We start from the raw sequence: 18,102 nt of genomic DNA on the forward strand, positions 1-18,102 counted from the left end.
AGCCGAGATCTCGTTCGCCGGCGATCGCTTTCCCACGTGTTGACGTTCTCGGCCTTGCTAGCAATGGCTTGGCCGATGACGTCGGCCCTGGCGGCCGATGAGGCAGCCGATGGGTATGACTGCCAGCGACTGCTGGAGCAGTCAGCGCCGACCACGGCCAGTGAATGGTTCGATCACAGTCTCTGGGCCAACCACTGCTATGAATTCAAGGCGCGTGCCGTGCGCATCGGCAGCGACGGTGTGCGGACGCTGGCCCTGACCCATAATATCCGTGACGGCGTCGAGCATGAGGTGGCGCGCTTTCTGGATGGCGACCCCGTTATATTCGAGCGCCGTGGCCGAATCGGTCGCGGCGGCTGGGCGTCAGGCGACGCCGAGGCGCCGGCCTCGCCACAGGCGATCATGGCCAAACTTGGTGACCACTATCGTCTGAGCCTTGGCGGCGAGGAGCGAATTGCCGGCCGTGCCGCCGTTCGTCTGGATATCGAGCCGCTCGATGATATGCGCTTCGGGCAGCGTCTGTGGCTCGACAAGATGACGGCGCTGCCCCTCAAGCAGATGTTGCTCGACACCCAAGGGCGAGTACTCGAAACCTTCCAGATCACCGACATCGAACATCCATCGGTGTTTGAGGGTCGGATCGAAATGGACCGGGTGCGCACCCCGCCCAACGATGCCTGGCAGCCCGGTTGGCTACCGCCCGGGTTCGTCCCTCAGCCGGTGGCCACGGCCGATGCCCGTCATGCCGATGCGGTGCATCACCGCCTCTACAGCGATGGCCTCTCCAGCCTCAGCATGTTCGTCGAGCCTCTCGACCCCGAGCGTCCTGCCCTGGCTCCTGGCCTGCACCGCCTTGGCATCTCTTACGCGGCGGTCCGGCATATGGTCTTGGGCGGCCAGCCCATGCAGGTGGTGGCAATGGGGGAGTTGCCGCCTGACGTTCTGATCAGGGTGGTCGAGCAGGTGAGCCTTACCGGTGCCGAGAGCAGTAGCCAAGCGCGCAGCGGCGAGGCTTCGAACGACGAATTGACCCCAGAGGAAGCGCCATGAGCCTCAGCGTTGGCATGAACTCGGGACACTGGCTCGACGCCACGGCACGGGTCGATGCTCTCCTGCCGGAAGGTGTCCGTGTCAGCGTGCTCACCCAGAGCGGCTGTGCGGGCTGTGCTTCCCGACAGGGCTGCGGCACAGGCCTGCTGGCCACCAAGCGCAAAGTTCGTCCCCGGCAGTTCACCATCGCGACCTCATCTGAGCTTTCGGTAGGGCAGACAGTACGTATTGGCCTGCCGGCTCGGCGTTTCCTGGAAGGGGCCCTGGCGATCTATGGCCTGCCGTTGGCGATGTCATTGCTGGCCGGTGGCGCGGCCGAGGCTTGGCTTAAGCCCGGCCACCCGCTGGTGCCGGTGATCTTTCTCGCCGGGCTTGCCTGCGGCGTGCTCGGCCTGGCCCTGTGGGGTAGGTACCAATCTCCCGTCTATCGACCGGTGCTACTCGACCCTTCGCCGCCGTGAGCACCGGCTAAGCCAACAACATATAACGATTATATTAGGGATAGTTCATAGGAATGGCCGAGACTCCGCCGAAGCGGGGTCGCTGGCACTCACCATTGCCGATCCACGCATTGCCTTTCCATGCTGTTGCAGGAGTGATTATGGAACGCACACTTCGCCATTCTTTCGTGTTTGCCTTGCTGTTAATGCTGTCTCTGGCCTGTGCCTCGGCCCAGGCTCGGGAATTACCTGACTTCACCGAGCTGGTCGATCAGGCCGCCCCGGGTGTGGTCAATATCTCGACGACGCGCACCGTCTCCTCGGGCGGTTTCTCCTATCACGGCCCCGGCGGTGAGGATATTCCCGAGATATTCCGGCGCTTCTTCGGCGACCAGCTGCCCATGCCGGGTGGTGGCCAGAAGCAGGAACACGAGCGTCAGTCGTTGGGGTCGGGCTTCGTGATCAGCGAAGACGGCTACATCATGACCAACGCGCATGTGGTCAAGGATGCCGATGAGATCCTGGTGCGTCTCAATGACCGCCGGGAGCTCAAGGCCGAGCTGGTCGGGGCTGATACCAAGACCGACGTGGCCCTCCTCAAGGTCGATGCCGACAACCTGCCGACGCTCGAGATCGGTAACTCCGATACCCTTGAGGTGGGTGAGTGGGTCGCGGCCATCGGCTCGCCCTTCGGTTTCGATCACTCGGTGACCGCTGGCATCGTCAGTGCCATCAACCGCACGTTGCCGTCCGACGCCTACGTGCCCTTCATCCAGACCGACGTGGCCATCAACCCGGGTAACTCCGGCGGGCCGCTGTTCAATCTCGACGGTGAGGTCGTGGGCATCAACTCGCAGATCTTTACCCGTAACGGTGGCTACATGGGCCTCTCGTTCGCGATTCCGATCACCGTCGCCATGGACGTCGCCGACCAGCTCAAGAGCGAAGGGCGTGTCAGCCGCGGCTGGTTGGGCGTGGTGATCCAGCCGGTCTCGCAGGACCTGGCCGAGTCTTTCGGTCTGGATGGCCCGAATGGGGCGCTGATCGCTGATCTCGACCCCGAGGGTCCTGCCGCTCGCGATGGCCTGGAAGCCGGCGACGTGATCGTGGGTGTCAACGGTCAGGACGTCGACCGCTCCAGCACCTTGCCCCGACTGATTGGACGGGTGCGCCCGGGCGACGACGTTGACCTTGACGTGATGCGCGATGGCCGCCAGCGTGAGATCACGGTCACCGTCGGTGACTGGCCGGATGCGCCAAATGGCGATCAGGCCTCTAGCCAGTCCAGCAACAGCCAGACGCGTCTGGGACTGACCGTCAGCGCTCTCGATGATCAGATCCTCGAGCGCCTGGGTATCGACGGCGGCGTAGGTGTCGAATCGGTCGAACCCGGTGGCGTCGCTCAGCAGGCGGGCATTCGCCCGGGAGATGTGCTGGTGTCTGTCGATCATCAGGCCATTTCCTCGCCGAAACAGCTGATGTCGGTCATCGACTCTCTGGAAGCTGACCGCGCCGTGCCGGTGCGCCTTTATCGTGAGGGCCGCTCCCTGTATGTCGCGCTGCGGCTCGAGGCCGACGAGTAACCTCACTCGACACCATCGACGGGGCCTGCGGGCCCCGTCGTTCGTTGGAAGGACCTTCCCGGCGGCGTCGCTGTTCCTGTCGAGCCCTTGCCGGTACAATGCCGGCATTCTTTTTCAAGACGCCCCACCCATCGGGCCTTGCCCGATGGTCGCCGGGATGCGTACCAAGAACCGGATGACTGTGCATGAGCAACAACGCAACGAGCAAAGACCTGAGCTTGATCCGTAACTTCTCGATCATCGCCCACATCGATCATGGCAAGTCGACCCTCTCGGATCGCATCATCCAGATCTGCGGCGGCCTGACCGATCGCGAGCTCAAGGAGCAGGTGCTCGACTCGATGGATATAGAGCGCGAGCGTGGCATCACCATCAAGGCACAGTCGGTCACCCTGGATTACCAGGCTGAAGATGGTAAGACTTACCAGCTCAACTTCATCGATACCCCGGGGCACGTCGATTTCTCCTATGAAGTCTCCCGTTCGCTCTACGCCTGTGAGGGCGCACTGCTGGTGGTCGATGCCGGTCAGGGGGTCGAGGCGCAGTCCGTGGCTAACTGCTACACCGCCGTGGAGCAGGGTCTCGAGGTGTTGCCGGTACTCAACAAGATGGACTTGCCCCAGGCCGACCCGGACAAGGTCAGCAAGGAGATCGAAGAGATCATCGGCCTGGACGCCACCGATGCCTGTCAGGTTTCAGCCAAGAGCGGCATGGGCATGGAAGGCCTGCTCGAGCGTCTGGTGCGCGACATTCCGGCACCCAAGGGAGACCGGGACGCACCGCTGCAGGCGCTGATCGTCGACTCCTGGTTCGACAACTATCTGGGCGTGGTCTCGCTGGTGCGGGTCTTCGACGGCACCCTGAAGAAGGGCGAAAAGATCCGCATGACCTCGACAGGCCGCGATTGGCCGGTCGGCGAGGTGGGTATCTTCACGCCGCTGCGCAAGGAAACCGGCATCCTACGGGCCGGTGAGGTCGGTTTTGTGGTCGCCGGCATCAAGGATATTCATGGCGCTCCGGTGGGTGACACCATCACCCACACCAAGACGCCGGATGTGCCGCGCCTGCCAGGCTTCCAGAAGGTCAAGCCGCAGGTCTATGCGGGCATGTTCCCGGTCAGCGCCGATGACTACGAGGACTTCCGCGATGCCCTCGAAAAACTGGCACTCAATGATGCATCCCTGGGCTATGAGCCCGAGAACTCTGACGCTCTGGGCTTCGGCTTTCGTGTCGGCTTCCTCGGCACCCTGCACATGGAGATCATCCAGGAGCGCCTGGAGCGGGAATACAATCTCGACCTGCTGACCACGGCGCCCACGGTGGTCTACGAACTGGCGATGGATAACGGCGAGGTCAACTACGTCTCCAACCCCTCCAAGCTGCCGGATATGGCCAACGTCGACGAGATGCGTGAGCCGGTGGTGCGGGCCAGCATTCTGGTGCCCCAGGAATTCGTCGGTAACGTCATCACCGAATGTGAGCAGCGCCGCGGCACCCAGCTCGACATGCAATTCCTGGGCAGTCAGATTCAGCTGACCTACGAACTGCCCATGTCCGAGGTGGTGATGGACTTCTTCGACCGTCTGAAGTCGATCACCAAGGGCTATGCGTCACTTGATTACAGCTTCGAGCGCTTCGAGGCCGCCAAGCTGGTTCGCCTGGACGTGCTGATCAACGGCGATCGAGTCGATGCCCTTGCGGTGATCATCCACCGTGATCATGCTCATTCCCGTGGTCGCCTGCTGGTCGAAAAGATGAAAGAGCTGATCCCGCGCCAGATGTTCGACGTTGCGATTCAGGCGGCGATCGGCGGACAGGTCGTGGCCCGTTCGACGGTCAAGGCACTGCGCAAGAACGTGACCGCCAAGTGCTATGGCGGCGACGCATCCCGCAAGAAGAAACTGCTCGAGAAGCAGAAAGCGGGTAAGAAACGCATGAAACAGGTGGGTCGGGTCGAGATCCCGCAAGATGCCTTCCTCGCCGTGCTCAAGGTGAACGACTAGGAAACACTGACAAATGGATTTTTCGCTTCTGCTGGTGGTGGCCGTCACGGTCACCGGGTTGATCTGGTTGCTCGACAGTGTCTGGTGGTCCAAGCGCCGCCAACAGCGCATGGCGCTCGCCGCCGGCGAAGGGCAAGAGCTGGCGCATGGGTCTGGTCACGAATCTGGCCACCACTCAGGCAGTCAAGAGGGCGGTGTGGCATACGCTTCGGCGGATAAGGGCACCGTCAAGAGCGCCAAGGAGCCTTGGCTCGTCGACTATGCGCGTTCCTTCTTCCCGGTGCTGCTGGTGGTGCTGGTGGTGCGCAGCTTCGTCGTCGAGCCCTTCCAGATTCCCTCGGGGTCGATGCGCCCGACTCTTGAGATCGGCGATTTCATCCTGGTCAACAAGTTCACCTATGGTCTGCGTCTGCCGGTGACCAACACCAAGCTGATCGATATTGGCGAGCCTGAGCGGGGAGACGTGATGGTGTTTCGTTTTCCCCAGGACCCTTCGGTCAACTTCATCAAGCGGGTGATTGGCCTGCCGGGTGATCGCATTCGCTACGAGGGCAAGCAGCTCTATATCAATGGTGAGGCGGTCCCCAAGCAACTGGTCGATGAAAGCGATACCGACCAGCTCGAAGAGGTGTTGCTCCAGGAAAGCTTGGGCGATACCACACACCCCATTTACAATGATTTTCGTGACCCAGGGCCGCAGATGCGCGAACTGCGCGTGCCCGAGGGGCATTATTTCATGATGGGCGACAACCGCGACCACTCCAACGACAGCCGCTACTGGGGCTTCGTGCCGGAGGAAAACATCGTTGGCGAGGCCTTCGCGGTGTGGATGCACTGGAACGGCGGACTGCCGAGCTTCAGCGAGGTCCGGGTGATCGACTGATCCTGGCGCGGCCCGATGGGCCGCGTCCGGTGAGATGCCAATGCCCATCGATGATGACAACCTTTCAGAGAGTAGCAGGAGTTTCGTGAGCAACCCCTTGAATGCCTTCAGCCGCCGGGTCGGCCATGAGTTCGCCGACCCCGGCCTGCTGGAGCTGGCCATGACCCATCGCAGCTTTGGCGGCCAGAACAACGAACGGCTCGAGTTCCTCGGCGATTCGATCGTCAACTTCGTGATCGCCGAGGCGCTTTTCCGGCGCTTTCCGGAAGCTCGCGAAGGCCAGCTTTCGCGCCTGCGTGCCCGCCTGGTCAAGGGGCAGACCCTTGCCGAACTGGGCCGAGAGTTTTCCGTGGGTGAATGCCTGCGGCTGGGCTCCGGCGAGATGAAGAGCGGCGGTCATCGTCGTGATTCGATTCTTGCCGATGCCGTCGAGGCCGTGATCGGCGCCATCTATCTGGATGCCGGCATGGACGTGGCCAAGACCCGCGTGCTGTCCTGGTTCGCGACGCGCCTGGAGGCGCTGGACCTGCAGGACACCCAGAAAGACCCCAAGACCCGCCTGCAGGAGTTCCTGCAGTCGCGCCAGTCACCGCTGCCGCGCTATGAGGTGGTCACCGTGGATGGCGAGGCGCATGCCCAGACCTTCACCGTCGAGTGCCACATCGAGATGATCGACGAGCACACCGTGGGGGTAGGCTCCAGCCGTCGCCATGCCGAACAGCAGGCCGCCGAGCTTGCCCTGACTCGCCTTGATCCCCGTGGAGGTCGCTCATGACGCAATCCTGTGGCTTCGTCGCCATTGTCGGGCGTCCCAACGTCGGCAAGTCGACGCTGATGAATCGCATCCTCGGTCAGAAGGTCTCCATCACCTCACGGCGCCCGCAGACCACGCGCCACCAGGTGATGGGCATCAAGACCGAAGACGAGACCCAGTTCATCTACGTCGACACCCCGGGCATGCATATCATGTCGAAGGATCGCAACAAGGCGATCAATCGCTTCATGAACCAGGCGGCCACCCAGGCCCTGCGCGACATCGACTGCGTGGTCTTCATCATCGACCGCACCCGCTGGGCGCCGGAAGACCAGGTGGTGCTCGACAAGCTGACGCATGTCACCGCACCAGTGATTCTCGCCGTCAACAAGGTCGACTGGCTCGAGGACAAGGCGAGCCTGTTGCCCTGGCTCGAACAGGTCGGTGCCAAGCGCGACTTTGCCGCCATCCTGCCGATCTCGGCCAAGCACGGCACCAATGTGCCCGAGCTCGAGGCCGAGGTCGCCAAGCACCTGCCGGAAGGCATTCATCACTTCCCCGATGACCAGATCACCGACAAGAGCTCACGCTTCCTGGCCGCTGAGCTGGTGCGCGAGAAGGTCATGCGTCAGCTGGGTGACGAGCTGCCGTATCAGATGACCGTCGAGATCGAGGAATTCAAGACCGATCAGCGCGGCACTCTGCATATCAGTGCGCTGATGATGGTCGAGCGTCAGGGGCAGAAGAAGATCCTGATCGGTGAAGCCGGCGATCGCATCAAGAAGATCGGTCGCGAGGCGCGCCTGGAGATGGAGCGCGCCTTCGATGCCAAGGTGATGCTCAACCTGTGGGTCAAGGTCAAGCGCGGCTGGTCCGACGATGAGCGGGCCTTGAAGAGCCTGGGCTACGACCTCGACTGAGCCCTGTTATGCAGCCCCAGCCGGCGTTTCTGCTGCACAAGCGTCCCTACCGTGAGACCAGTGCCCTGGTCGATCTGCTGACCCTGGACCATGGCCGTATTCGCGCCGTGGCCCAGGGCGTGCAGCGGCCGGGTAGCCGCTCTCGGTCGCGCCTGCAACCCTTCACGCCCCTGCACCTGACCTGGGTGGGGGCAGGCGAGTTGAAGCGCCTGCGCCTGATGGAGAGCACCGGCAGTGCGCCCATGCTCGCCGGCGAGGGGCTGCTGTGCGGCTTTTATGCCAACGAGCTCTTGACCCGGCTGCTGCCGCTGGAACTGCCGGTGGCCGAGGTCTTTGCCTTCTATGGCGCCGCCCTGAAGGAATTACCGCTGCCCGGCGAGCGGGCCGGTGCGCTGCGGCGTCTGGAATTTGCCCTGCTCGAGGCGCTGGACGGCGAGCCGGTGTTCTGTGATCTCGACGGCGTCGAGCTAGACCCCCAGACTCGTTATATCTACCGGGCTGAAGCGCGTCGCTTCAGCCCCCTGGCGCCAGGTAGCAGTGGCGGTCTCGATGGTCGCACGCTCAAACTGCTGGAGCAGGGTGACTGGGCGGCGCCGGGGCTTGCTGCGCCGGCACGCTCATTGGCCCGGGCCGCGCTAGCGCCGCTGCTTGGCGAGCGTCCCCTGCGGGCCCGCGAACTGATGCAGCAGCTGGCTGCGCGCCGCCGTTCCGGCTGAAGTCTTGCCCCGATTTACTTGCCCCTATCCGCTGATTTTCCCCTGACGATTTACTGGAGAGATTGCCATGCTCCCCCCTCGTATCCTGCTCGGCGTCAACATCGATCACATTGCCACCCTGCGCCAGGCCCGCGGCACGCGGTTTCCCGATCCCGTTCAGGCGGCTTTGCTCGCCGAGGAGGCCGGGGCCGATGGCATTACCGTGCACCTGCGTGAGGACCGCCGCCACATTCAGGAGCGCGACGTTCGCCTCTTGAGTGAGGTACTCAACACGCGCATGAACCTCGAGATGGCAGTGACGCCGGCGATGCTTGAGCTGGCCGAGGAAATTCGCCCGGCGCATGTCTGCCTGGTGCCAGAAAAGCGCGCAGAGCTGACCACTGAGGGTGGGCTTGATGTGGCCGGTGCCCGTGAGACCATCGCCGCCGCCTGCAAGCGCTTGGCCGCCGTTGGCTGCGAGGTGTCGCTGTTCATCGATCCTGAGCCCATGCAGATCGAAGCGGCCAAGGAAGTGGGGGCGCCTGTGATCGAGCTGCACACCGGAGCCTATGCCGAGGCGTCCGGCGATGAGGCCCGGCGCGAGTACGCGCGCCTGAGCGCCGCCACCGAGATGGCGTTGGAGCTTGGGCTGGTGGTCAATGCCGGCCACGGTCTGCATTACCACAACGTCGAAGCGATCGCCGCCATTCCCGGGCTCACCGAACTCAACATCGGCCATGCGATCATCGCCCGTTCGCTGTTCGTGGGCCTCAAGGAAGCCGTGGCCGACATGAAGCGTCTGGCGATCGCCGGTCAGGAAGCCGGCCTGGTGGCCGCCATGGAAACGCACGACCACGATCACGACCATGATCATCATGACCACGATCATGGGCATGACCACGCTGAGGGCTAGCCGACATGATCCTTGGCATCGGGACCGATATCGCCAGGGTGGCACGCTTCGAGACGGCCATGGCGCGTCATGGTGATCGCTTCGCGGCGCGTGTGCTCGGCCCTCATGAGCAGGCGCGCCTCGCTGAGCACGGCCAACCCGCGGCCTATCTGGCCAAGCGTTTTGCCGCCAAGGAGGCCTTCGTCAAGGCCTTGGGTACCGGCATGCGACAGGGCATGCGCTGGGCCGAGATCCAGGTGGTCAACGACAGCCTGGGTCGGCCTTCGCTGGTGCTCTCCGGCCAGGCCCAGGTTCTTGCCGAGGGGCTGGGCGTGACCGGCATGCATCTTTCGATCTCAGATGAGGCCGAGCTGGCGATGGCGCTGGTGGTCCTGGAAGGGTAGCGGGCTTTGTGCGCTCATGAATCCTGAGATCATGGGTCTTGAGAACGTCGGTCTTGAGAACATGGGTCTTGAGAACATGGGTCTTGAGAACATGAGTCCCGAGGTCTAAGCCTGTCGCGACTGCCAGGCGCGCAGGCGCCCCATGGCGGCGTACAGCTCATTGAGCAGGGACCCGACTGCCGCCACACCCTGCACCCGCAGCCGGGTCTCCAGGGTCTCGGCGAGCAGCGCCAGTTGCGGCACACCGCAATAGCGGCAGGCGCCGTTCAGGTGATGGATGGCGTCAAGCAGGGCCTCTTCGTCCTCGGCCTGCCAGGCCGTATCCAGGCTGGCTTCGCTCTCATCGAGGCTTTCCAGCAGCAGCGTCAATGTCTTGCGCGCCAAGTCCTCCCGCCCGCCGGCAAGCCTGGCGCCCATCTGCATGTCCACGACCGCCAGCTCACCGTCAGCCTCGACATGGCTCTCGCCGGGTGCCATCCCCGATGTCCCGCCATTACCCTGACGCGGGGCCGGCAGGATCAGCGCCAGGTGCTGGCTGAGAAGCTTGACCAGTACCTTGGCGTCGACGGGCTTGATCAGCACATCGTGCATGCCGCATGAAAGCAGGCGTTGTCGCTCCTCCTCCCGTGCGTGAGCGGTGACCGCGATGACCGGACAGGTCTTCCATACGCCACCTAGTTGACGTAGCGCCTCCAGGGTGGATTCGCCATCCATGCCGGGCATGCGGATGTCCATCAAGACAAGGTCAACACGCTCACTCTGGGCCAGTGCCAGGGCTTCTTCTCCGCTGGAGGCCAGTAGTGACAAGATGCCCGCTTCGCGCAGCAGTTCCTGCAGCAGCAGGCGGTTGGACGCCACGTCGTCGACTACCAGCACCCTCGGCAAGTCGGCAGCGGCAAGTTTCGGCAATGCGGTTTGCGGCACCGGAAGCTTGGATGTTGCCGTCAGGCCGAGCTGTCGCTTGATCGTGTCGGCCAGCACCTGGCGCGAGATGGGCTTGGTCAGCGTCTCGCCGCCCAGTGGCAGGCGTAGCTCTGGCATATCGTAGGGGCTGGTGTTGGCCATCAGGATGGTCGGGCAGGTGGTTTCATCCAGGCAGGCCTGCCAGCTTGCCAACCGCTCGGGGGCCAGATCCTTGGCGTCGAGACTGGCAAGCACCAGATCCGGCGGCGAGGGTGGAGAGATATGGCCGCCGTCACCAAGAATCGGGACCTTGGCGTTCCAGGTCGAGAGCAGATGGTTAATCGCGCGCCGGGTCGCGAGGTGAGGCTCGTAAAGGGCCACCACTCGACCGCCGAGGTCGAGCTCCGGAGTGCGATGTTCGTGGCGCGTGGCCAGTGGCAGATTGAAGGAGAAGGTCGAACCGTTGCCGGGTTCGCTGAACATGGTGATAGCACCGCCCATCTGCTCGATCAACTGGCGACAGATCACCAGGCCAAGCCCCGTGCCGCCGAACTGACGGGTGTCACTCGAGTTGGCCTGACTGAAGGCCTTGAACAGCCGGTCGCGCTGTTCCTTGGGCAGGCCGATGCCGGTGTCGCTGACGTTGACCCTGAGGGTGACCTGATGCTCTCGGGATTCCTCGAGCATCACTCGCACGATGACCTCGCCACTTTCGGTGAACTTGATGGCGTTGTTCACCAGGTTGGTCAGCACCTGGCGAATGCGCAGCGGGTCCCCCTGCAGGTCGGTCGGCACGTCGTCGAAGACCAGGCCCAGCAGGTGCAGCCCCTTCTGATGGGCCTGGGGCGCCTGCATTCCCAGTACATCATCGACCAGATTGATCATGTCCAGATGGACGGTCTCCAACTCGAGCTTTCCCGCCTCGATCTTGGAGAAATCGAGGATGTCATTGACCAGCAGCAACAGGCTGTCCGAGGTCTTCTGCATGTGTTCAAGCCAATCCTGCTGGCGACTGTCGAGCCGTGAGCGGCCTAGTAGCTGACAGAAGCCGATGATGCCGTTGAGCGGCGTGCGGATCTCGTGACTCATGTTGGCCAGGAATTCGGACTTGATGCGGCTGGCTTCCAGGGCACGACGGTGGGCGATGTCGAGTTCGATGTTCTTGACCTCGATGGTCTCCATCGATTCCTGAAGGTCCTGGGTGTTCTGCTCGATCTGCGCCTGCATGTCTTCCTGGACACGCTCCAGGTGATCGCGAAGGGCGTTTACTCCCACCATGAGCTTGACCGTCTCTTCGGGCCCCGTTTCGGATAGCCGAATCCCATGATCACCGCGATTGAGGCGATCCAGTGCCGCCTGGATCGCGACCAAGGGCTCGGTGATGCGGCGGCTCAGCGAATAGGCCAGCAGAAAGAGGCCCAGGCCAGCCAGCAGCAGGCCCAGCCCGTGGATCAGCAGATGACGATAGTTGCTCAGCGTAAGGCCAAGGGTCTCGACTTCAACTGCCAGCCACTCGGCGTGAGGGCTGCTTAAGGGCAGCGTCAGTTGCCAGCCGGCGCCATTGGTATCAAGCGTCGGCTCGGTTGGGGGGCGTGCCGAGGAGCGGGGAGGCTGGCCGAGCGACAATAGGGGCGTGCCGACCGCCGTAAAGAGGCGCACCGAGCGTATTTCTTCGATCTCGAGCAGGGCCTCGCCCAGGGTTCTCAGGGCATCGTCCTGTTGATCGTCCAGCGCCTCACTCATCGCCTTGGCGGTCAGGGACGTGCTGTCCATCAGGTGTTGCTGAAGCGATGAGCGACGCTCATTGGCCTCGTGGGTCAGGTTCAGGGCAGAAGTGATGGCCAGCAACCCCAGCGGCAGTAACATCAGCCACAGCAGCAGGCGCGTCTTGATCGACATGCATGACTCTCTAGAAACTTCATTTGCATGCAGTATGCCACAGCCATGGCCGATCCCTGTCACCGGGACACGCCCGGCGATATAATGGCGACAAAGACTTTTCCAGAAGGAAGGTTAGATGCAATTTCCCACGCTCGAGGATGTGGTCGGCAACACCCCGCTGGTGCGCCTGAAGCGCATCGCTGCCGGACGCAACAACACGCTGCTGGCCAAGCTCGAGGGCAACAACCCGGCGGGATCGGTCAAGGACCGGCCGGCACTTTCGATGATCGCCGAGGCCGAGTCACGCGGCGAGATTACCCCCGGGGATACCCTGATCGAGGCCACGTCCGGCAATACCGGCATTGCGCTGGCCATGGCGGCCGCCATGAAGGGCTATCGCATGGTGCTGATCATGCCCGACAATGCCTCCAGCGAGCGCAAGCAGGCCATGGCGGCCTTCGGCGCCGAGCTTATCCCTGTGACTCAAGAGCAGGGCATGGAAGGCGCTCGGGACCTGGCCGAGACCATGATCGCTCGCGGTGAGGGCAAGCCCCTCAATCAGTTCGCCAACCCCGATAACCCCATGGCGCACTATCGCACCACTGGGCCAGAGCTGTGGCGCCAGACCGAGGGCAGCATTACCCACTTCATCAGCTCGATGGGTACCACCGGCACCATCATGGGCGTGTCTCGCTATCTCAAGGAGCAGAACCCCGAGGTGCAGATCATCGGCCTGCAGCCCGAGGACGGCGCCAGCATCGCCGGTATCCGCCGCTGGCCCGAGGCTTACCTGCCGAGCATCTTCGAGCCTGCGCGGGTCGATCAGGTGATCGATATCGGTCAGACCGAGGCCGAAGAGCATATGCGCCGCCTGGCGCGGGAAGAGGGCATCTTCGCTGGCGTTTCCTCCGGTGGTGCCCTGGCCGGTGCCCTGAAGGTCGCCGAAGAGGTCGAGAATGCGGTGATCGCCTTCATCGTCTGCGATCGCGGCGATCGCTACCTGTCCACCGGCCTCTATGCGCCGGAGCAATAAGATGGCGATGCTAGGCAAGCGTCGCACGCCAAAACCCGCTGCCAGGAAAGCACCGACGCCCCGCCGGGCTCAGCAGACGGCTTCCGACGACCGGGGCGTGGAGATTATGCGCCTCGCCCACGATGGCCGAGGCGTGGCGCGCGATGCGGCCGGAAAGACCCTGTTCGTCGATCGTGCCCTGCCCGGTGAACGGGTTGAAATAGCCGTTCACAAGAGCCGTCAGCGCTTTGATGAGGCGCATGTGCGGGAAGTGCTGAAGGCGGCGCCTGAGCGTGTGACGCCGCCCTGTGCGCATTTCGGCGTTTGCGGCGGCTGCGATCTACAGCACCAGGCTCTCGAGGCCCAGCGCCACCACAAGCAGCAGGTGCTGGTCGAGCAACTGGCACGTCAGGGGCTCACCTTGGGTGACGCACCGGCGCTGCTGACCTCCGAAGGGCTCGGCTACCGGCGGCGTGCACGGCTTGGCGTCAAGGTCGATGCCGAGGGCCGCATCCACCTGGGCTTTCGCGCCCGAGGTAGCCACCACCTGATCGACATGGCAGCGTGTCCGGTGCTGGTGCCGGCCCTCGAGGCCTTGCTGGCGCCGCTTCGCGAGCAGCTCGCGAGCCTCGATGCGCCGCGTCAGGTAGGGCATCTTGAGCTTATCGCAAGCGATGGAGGCGTCTGCCTGGTGGTGCGTCAGCTGCGCGCTCAGCCAGACGATGCACAGCGCTGGCAAGCCTTTGCCGCGGCCCACGAGCTATCGCTTGGCTGGCTGCTTGGCCGCGAGTCGCCGCGCCTTGAGTGGCTCACTGAGGTGCCCGACCTTCACTATGGGGTGATGCTGGCCGCAACTGAACGCGAGAACGCCCAGGAACCGGCGCGTGAATCTGTGCGTGAACCTGTGCGAGAGCTGGTACTCGGCTTTGCGCCGGGTGACTTCCTGCAGGTCAACGCCGAGGTCAACCAGCGCCTGGTCGACACGGCGCTTGAGTGGCTGGCGCCTAAATCCGGCGAGCGAGTGCTCGACTGCTTCGCCGGGGTGGGCAACTTCAGCCTGGCACTGGCCGCATACACCGGCATGGTGACCGGCGTGGAAGGCAACCCGCTGATGGTCGAGCGCCTGGCCGCCAATGCCCGGCGCAACGATCTTTCCGGGGTTAGCGCCCGCCAAGCGGACCTGACGCGTGAAGATCAGGTCCGCGCGCTACTCGATGAGACCGACTGGGATCTGGTGGTGCTGGACCCGCCCCGGGAAGGCGCAGAGGCCTTGTCGCGTCAGCTGGCCACGTCCCGGGTCTCACGGATTCTCTATGTCTCCTGTGATCCGGCGACCCTTGCCCGCGACGCGGCACACCTGGCCGCCGGTGGCTATCGACTGGTGCGCTCGGCGGTTGCCGACATGTTTGCGCAGACCGCCCACCTCGAGGCCGTTTTGCTGTTCGAGCACCCCGAAATTCCTGCGTCCGACGTGACGCCGGCGCAGATGCCAAAGGAGTGAAGCACCATGGTAAAGGTGCGTGATGACCAGCCGTTGACCGACGACGGCGCGGTGGACCTCGACCAATGGCTGGCTCGCCTCGGCGAGGAATCCGTGCTGACCGACCCAGCGCGGATGCGTGAAGCCTGTGAATTGGTGCGCAGCCTTGCCAACGAGGCCAGCCAGGCGCAGCAGTTTGGGCTTGGCAACGGGTCGAGCTATCGCATGGGCCTTGAAATGGCCGATATCCTCGGCGAACTCAAGCTCGATCAGACCGCTCTGGAAGCGGCCGTGCTGTATCGCTCGGTGCGCGTCAAGCTGATCTCGGTCGAGGCCGTCGAGAAGCGCTTCGGCCAGGAAGTCGCCACCCTGATCGAAGGCGTGCTGCACATGGCGGCGATCAGCCATCAGGCCCTGCCCAGTCAGGACATGTCCCAGTACAGCCAGCAGGACAACCTGCGGCGCATGCTGGTGACCATGATCGACGACGTGCGGGTCGCGTTGATCAAGATCGCCGAGCGCACCTGCGCCCTGCGTCAGGTCAAGGAGACCACCCGCGACAAGCGCCTGCGCGTGGCTCGCGAGGTGTTCGATATCTATGCCCCGCTGGCGCACCGGCTGGGCATCGGCCATCTCAAGTGGGAGCTCGAGGATCTGTCCTTTCGCTACCTCCACGAGGCCGAGTACAAGTCGATCGCCAAGCAACTGGCCGAGAAGCGTCTCGACCGCACAAGCTATATCAACGACGTCGTGGGTACGCTCAAGGAGCTGCTGGAAGCGCAGAACATCCACGAGTACGACGTCGATGGCCGTGCCAAGCACATCTATTCGATCTGGCGGAAGATGCAGCGCAAGCACATCGATTTCTCCCAGGTCTACGACGTGCGCGCCGTGCGCATCCTGGTGCCCCGGGTGGCCGACTGCTACACGGTGCTCGGCATCGTGCATTCTCGCTGGCACCACGTGCCCAACGAGTTCGACGACTACATCGCCAACCCCAAGAAGAACGGCTACCAGTCGCTGCATACCGCCGTGTTCGGCCCCGAGAACAAGGTGCTCGAGATCCAGATCCGCACCTTCGCCATGCACGAGGAAGCGGAGCTCGGCGTCTGTGCCCACTGGCGCTACAAAGGCCACGACACCAAGGCCAAGAGCCGCAGCTACGAAGACAAGATTGCCTGGCTGCGTCAGGTGCTCGAGTGGCAGGAGGAAGTCGGCGGCTTCGGCGACCTTCGCGAAGGGCTCTCGAGCGATGTGGCGCCGGATCGCATCTACGTCTTTACCCCCGATGGCCACGTGATCGACCTGCCACGGGTCGCCACGCCGATCGATTTCGCCTACCGGGTCCACACCGAGATTGGCCATCGCTGTCGCGGCGCCAAGGTTAACGGCCGCATCGTACCGCTGACCTACGAGCTCAAGACCGGCCAGCAGGTCGAGATATTGACCGCTACCAAGGGCGGCCCCAGCCGCGACTGGCTCAACCCGTCCGTGGGCTTCGTGCGTACCTCCCGGGCCCGGGCCAAGATTCAGGCCTGGTTCAAGCAGCAGGCGCGCGGCCAGAACCTCGAGGAGGGCAAGGCGCTCTTCGACAAGGAGATGAAGCGCCTCGACGTCGAGGATATCGATCTCACCACCCTCGCGCAGAAGGTCAACTACACCACGCCTGAGGACATGTATGCCGCCATCGGCGCCGGCGACCTGCGCATCGGCCAGGTGCTGCATCAGGCCCAGCAGCTGTTCGGCGAGCACGATGACCAGGAGCAGCTCGACCGGCTGCTGGCCAAGCCGCGCCGCGAGAAGCCGGCCGCCGGCGATCAGGGCATCACCGTGTTGGGGGTCGGCAATCTCAAGACCAGCATGGCCAACTGCTGTCATCCGGTGCCCGGCGAACATATCGTGGGATTCATCACCCAGGGCCGCGGCGTCACCGTGCACCGCCAGGACTGCCCCAACATTCTTCAGCTGCGCCTGGACGAGCCCAAGCGCATCATCGAGGTCGAGTGGGGCGAACGGGCCGCGACCCGCTACCCGGTGGATATCGAGATCGAAGCCTGGGACCGCTCGGGCCTCTTGCGCGACGTCACCGGCGTACTGGGCAACGACAAGGTCAACGTGCTCTCCGTGAACACCCAGACCGATGAGATCGAGGGCCTGGCCAAGATGACCATCACTCTCGAAGTCGATGGCCTGGAGACCCTGGGGCGGCTGTTCTCGCGCATCCAGCAGCTCTCCAACGTGCTCGACGTCAAGCGACTGAGAAGCGGCGGCAAGGGCAAGGCTCGCGGCAAGGGAGGGCGCTCATGAGCGAGCGCCACAGCCTCGATGACCTGCTGACGCTGATGTCGGTGCTGCGCGATGCCGACCAGGGCTGCCCCTGGGATCTCAAGCAGGACTGGGACTCGATCGTGCCGCACACCCTCGAGGAAGCCTATGAGGTCGCCGACGCCATCGAGCGCCGCGCCTTCGATGAACTGCCCGGCGAGCTTGGCGATCTGTTGTTCCAGGTGGTCTATTACAGCCAGTTCGGCCATGAAGAAGGGCGGTTCGACTTTCATGACGTGGTGCATGTGCTGACCGCCAAGATGCTGCGCCGCCATCCCCATGTCTTTCCCGACGGCACCCTGAGTTCGCGTCGCGACGGCGAGCGTGCCGCCGAGGTCGAGACCCGGCAGGTGCATTCCCGCTGGGAGGCCCTCAAGGCCGAGGAGCGCGCCGAGCGAGCACGTCATGATGCCAAGGCCGTTTCGGTGCTCGATGACGTGCCGCGCAGCCTGCCGGCGCTGTCCCGGGCCGCCAAACTCTCCAAGCGTGCCGCGCGGGTCGGTTTCGACTGGCCCGATCATCGCGGCGTGCTGGCCAAGATCCGCGAGGAACTCGACGAGGTCGAGGAGGCGCTGGCCGAGGGCGACCACGAGCATGCCGGCGAGGAAGTCGGCGACCTGCTGTTCGCGGTGGTCAATCTCGCCCGCACCTTGAAGACCGATCCCGAGCAGCGCCTGCGCGGCACCAACGCCAAGTTCGAGCGGCGCTTTCGTCACGTGGAGTCGGCCTTGGCCGCCGAGGGCAAGGCGCCCGGCCAGACCGCACTCGAGGACATGGAAACGCACTGGCAGGACGCCAAGGCGCGTGAAAAACAGGGCGAGATGCCGAGCTGATCGGTTGGCAAATCAACAGGTTCGGCACGGCCTCGCCACATTGC

Annotated in this window: 15 protein-coding genes; 14 read left to right on the top strand and 1 reads right to left on the bottom strand. The window is 63.8% G+C overall.

The genetic code is table 11. The features are described from left to right. Positions 1 to 75: 75 nt before the first annotated feature. From Q2K57_RS13020 to acpS, 10 genes are all read left to right on the top strand, one after another. Positions 76 to 1,050, top strand: a complete 975-nt coding sequence (locus Q2K57_RS13020) for a MucB/RseB C-terminal domain-containing protein (RefSeq protein ID WP_304525312.1) — start codon at positions 76 to 78, stop codon at positions 1,048 to 1,050. Beyond that, positions 1,047 to 1,511, top strand: a complete 465-nt coding sequence (locus Q2K57_RS13025) for a SoxR reducing system RseC family protein (protein ID WP_304525313.1) — start codon at positions 1,047 to 1,049, stop codon at positions 1,509 to 1,511. The genes Q2K57_RS13020 and Q2K57_RS13025 overlap by 4 nt, the downstream gene beginning before the upstream one ends. Positions 1,512 to 1,651: 140 nt before the next feature. Then, a complete protein-coding gene (locus Q2K57_RS13030; protein ID WP_304525314.1) occupies positions 1,652 to 3,073 on the top strand; it encodes a DegQ family serine endoprotease in 1,422 nt (473 codons plus the stop codon). A gap of 185 nt (positions 3,074 to 3,258) precedes the next feature. Continuing rightward, positions 3,259 to 5,076 carry a translation elongation factor 4 gene (gene lepA, locus Q2K57_RS13035; protein ID WP_112053280.1) on the top strand — a complete coding sequence of 606 codons (1,818 nt, stop codon included), beginning with the start codon at positions 3,259 to 3,261 and terminating at the stop codon, positions 5,074 to 5,076. A 13-nt stretch (positions 5,077 to 5,089) separates the two neighbouring features. Further along, positions 5,090 to 5,959, top strand: a complete 870-nt coding sequence (gene lepB, locus Q2K57_RS13040) for a signal peptidase I (protein ID WP_112053279.1) — start codon at positions 5,090 to 5,092, stop codon at positions 5,957 to 5,959. Positions 5,960 to 6,044: 85 nt separating this feature from the next. Then, a complete protein-coding gene (rnc, locus tag Q2K57_RS13045) occupies positions 6,045 to 6,734 on the top strand; it encodes a ribonuclease III (RefSeq protein ID WP_112053278.1) in 690 nt (229 codons plus the stop codon). Further along, positions 6,731 to 7,633, top strand: coding sequence for a GTPase Era (era, locus tag Q2K57_RS13050; RefSeq protein WP_112053277.1), 903 nt, complete (start codon positions 6,731 to 6,733; stop codon positions 7,631 to 7,633). Before rnc ends, era begins: the two co-directional genes overlap by 4 nt. Before the next feature lie 8 nt (positions 7,634 to 7,641). Then, positions 7,642 to 8,349 carry a DNA repair protein RecO gene (gene recO / locus Q2K57_RS13055; protein WP_304525315.1) on the top strand — a complete coding sequence of 236 codons (708 nt, stop codon included), beginning with the start codon at positions 7,642 to 7,644 and terminating at the stop codon, positions 8,347 to 8,349. A 67-nt stretch (positions 8,350 to 8,416) separates the two neighbouring features. Next, positions 8,417 to 9,241: a pyridoxine 5'-phosphate synthase gene (pdxJ, locus tag Q2K57_RS13060; protein WP_304525316.1), complete on the top strand. Its 825-nt coding sequence runs from the start codon at positions 8,417 to 8,419 to the stop codon at positions 9,239 to 9,241. 5 nt (positions 9,242 to 9,246) lie between these two features. Continuing rightward, positions 9,247 to 9,624 (top strand): holo-ACP synthase, encoded by a 378-nt coding sequence (acpS, locus tag Q2K57_RS13065; RefSeq protein ID WP_304525317.1) that lies wholly within the window; start codon positions 9,247 to 9,249, stop codon positions 9,622 to 9,624. A gap of 105 nt (positions 9,625 to 9,729) precedes the next feature. Here acpS and Q2K57_RS13070 read toward each other — a convergent pair whose 3' ends face one another. Then, positions 9,730 to 12,426, bottom strand: coding sequence for an ATP-binding protein (locus Q2K57_RS13070; RefSeq protein WP_304525318.1), 2,697 nt, complete (start codon positions 12,424 to 12,426; stop codon positions 9,730 to 9,732). A 118-nt stretch (positions 12,427 to 12,544) separates the two neighbouring features. Here Q2K57_RS13070 and cysM point away from each other — a divergent pair, with 118 nt between their 5' ends. From cysM to mazG, 4 genes are read left to right on the top strand one after another with little or no spacing between them, the layout of a single operon-like run. Beyond that, positions 12,545 to 13,441, top strand: coding sequence for a cysteine synthase CysM (cysM, locus tag Q2K57_RS13075; protein WP_304525319.1), 897 nt, complete (start codon positions 12,545 to 12,547; stop codon positions 13,439 to 13,441). Between the two features lies 1 nt (position 13,442). Then, positions 13,443 to 14,921, top strand: coding sequence for a 23S rRNA (uracil(1939)-C(5))-methyltransferase RlmD (rlmD, locus tag Q2K57_RS13080; RefSeq protein ID WP_112053272.1), 1,479 nt, complete (start codon positions 13,443 to 13,445; stop codon positions 14,919 to 14,921). Between the two features lie 6 nt (positions 14,922 to 14,927). After that, entirely contained in the window at positions 14,928 to 17,207 is a 2,280-nt protein-coding gene (relA, locus tag Q2K57_RS13085; RefSeq protein ID WP_304525320.1) for a GTP diphosphokinase, read from the top strand. After that, positions 17,204 to 18,058: a nucleoside triphosphate pyrophosphohydrolase gene (gene mazG, locus Q2K57_RS13090; RefSeq protein ID WP_304525321.1), complete on the top strand. Its 855-nt coding sequence runs from the start codon at positions 17,204 to 17,206 to the stop codon at positions 18,056 to 18,058. The genes relA and mazG overlap by 4 nt, the downstream gene beginning before the upstream one ends. Positions 18,059 to 18,102: the final 44 nt, after the last annotated feature.

The organism is Halomonas sp. I5-271120 (genome assembly GCF_030553075.1).
Taxonomy (GTDB): domain Bacteria; phylum Pseudomonadota; class Gammaproteobacteria; order Pseudomonadales; family Halomonadaceae; genus Onishia; species Onishia taeanensis_A.

Bases quoted from the DNA above. Each gene is read 5' to 3' on its own strand.
- cysM (WP_304525319.1), top strand. From the start codon at position 12,545: ATGCAATTTCCCACGCTCGAGGATGTGGTCGGCAACACCCCGCTGGTG.
- pdxJ (WP_304525316.1), top strand. From the start codon at position 8,417: ATGCTCCCCCCTCGTATCCTGCTCGGCGTCAACATCGATCACATTGCC.
- lepA (WP_112053280.1), top strand. From the start codon at position 3,259: ATGAGCAACAACGCAACGAGCAAAGACCTGAGCTTGATCCGTAACTTC.
- lepB (WP_112053279.1), top strand. From the start codon at position 5,090: ATGGATTTTTCGCTTCTGCTGGTGGTGGCCGTCACGGTCACCGGGTTG.
- Q2K57_RS13020 (WP_304525312.1), top strand. From the start codon at position 76: ATGACGTCGGCCCTGGCGGCCGATGAGGCAGCCGATGGGTATGACTGC.
- Q2K57_RS13030 (WP_304525314.1), top strand. From the start codon at position 1,652: ATGGAACGCACACTTCGCCATTCTTTCGTGTTTGCCTTGCTGTTAATG.
- acpS (WP_304525317.1), top strand. From the start codon at position 9,247: ATGATCCTTGGCATCGGGACCGATATCGCCAGGGTGGCACGCTTCGAG.
- Q2K57_RS13070 (WP_304525318.1), bottom strand. From the start codon at position 12,426: ATGTCGATCAAGACGCGCCTGCTGCTGTGGCTGATGTTACTGCCGCTG.
- mazG (WP_304525321.1), top strand. From the start codon at position 17,204: ATGAGCGAGCGCCACAGCCTCGATGACCTGCTGACGCTGATGTCGGTG.
- Q2K57_RS13025 (WP_304525313.1), top strand. From the start codon at position 1,047: ATGAGCCTCAGCGTTGGCATGAACTCGGGACACTGGCTCGACGCCACG.
- relA (WP_304525320.1), top strand. From the start codon at position 14,928: ATGGTAAAGGTGCGTGATGACCAGCCGTTGACCGACGACGGCGCGGTG.
- era (WP_112053277.1), top strand. From the start codon at position 6,731: ATGACGCAATCCTGTGGCTTCGTCGCCATTGTCGGGCGTCCCAACGTC.
- rlmD (WP_112053272.1), top strand. From the start codon at position 13,443: ATGGCGATGCTAGGCAAGCGTCGCACGCCAAAACCCGCTGCCAGGAAA.
- recO (WP_304525315.1), top strand. From the start codon at position 7,642: ATGCAGCCCCAGCCGGCGTTTCTGCTGCACAAGCGTCCCTACCGTGAG.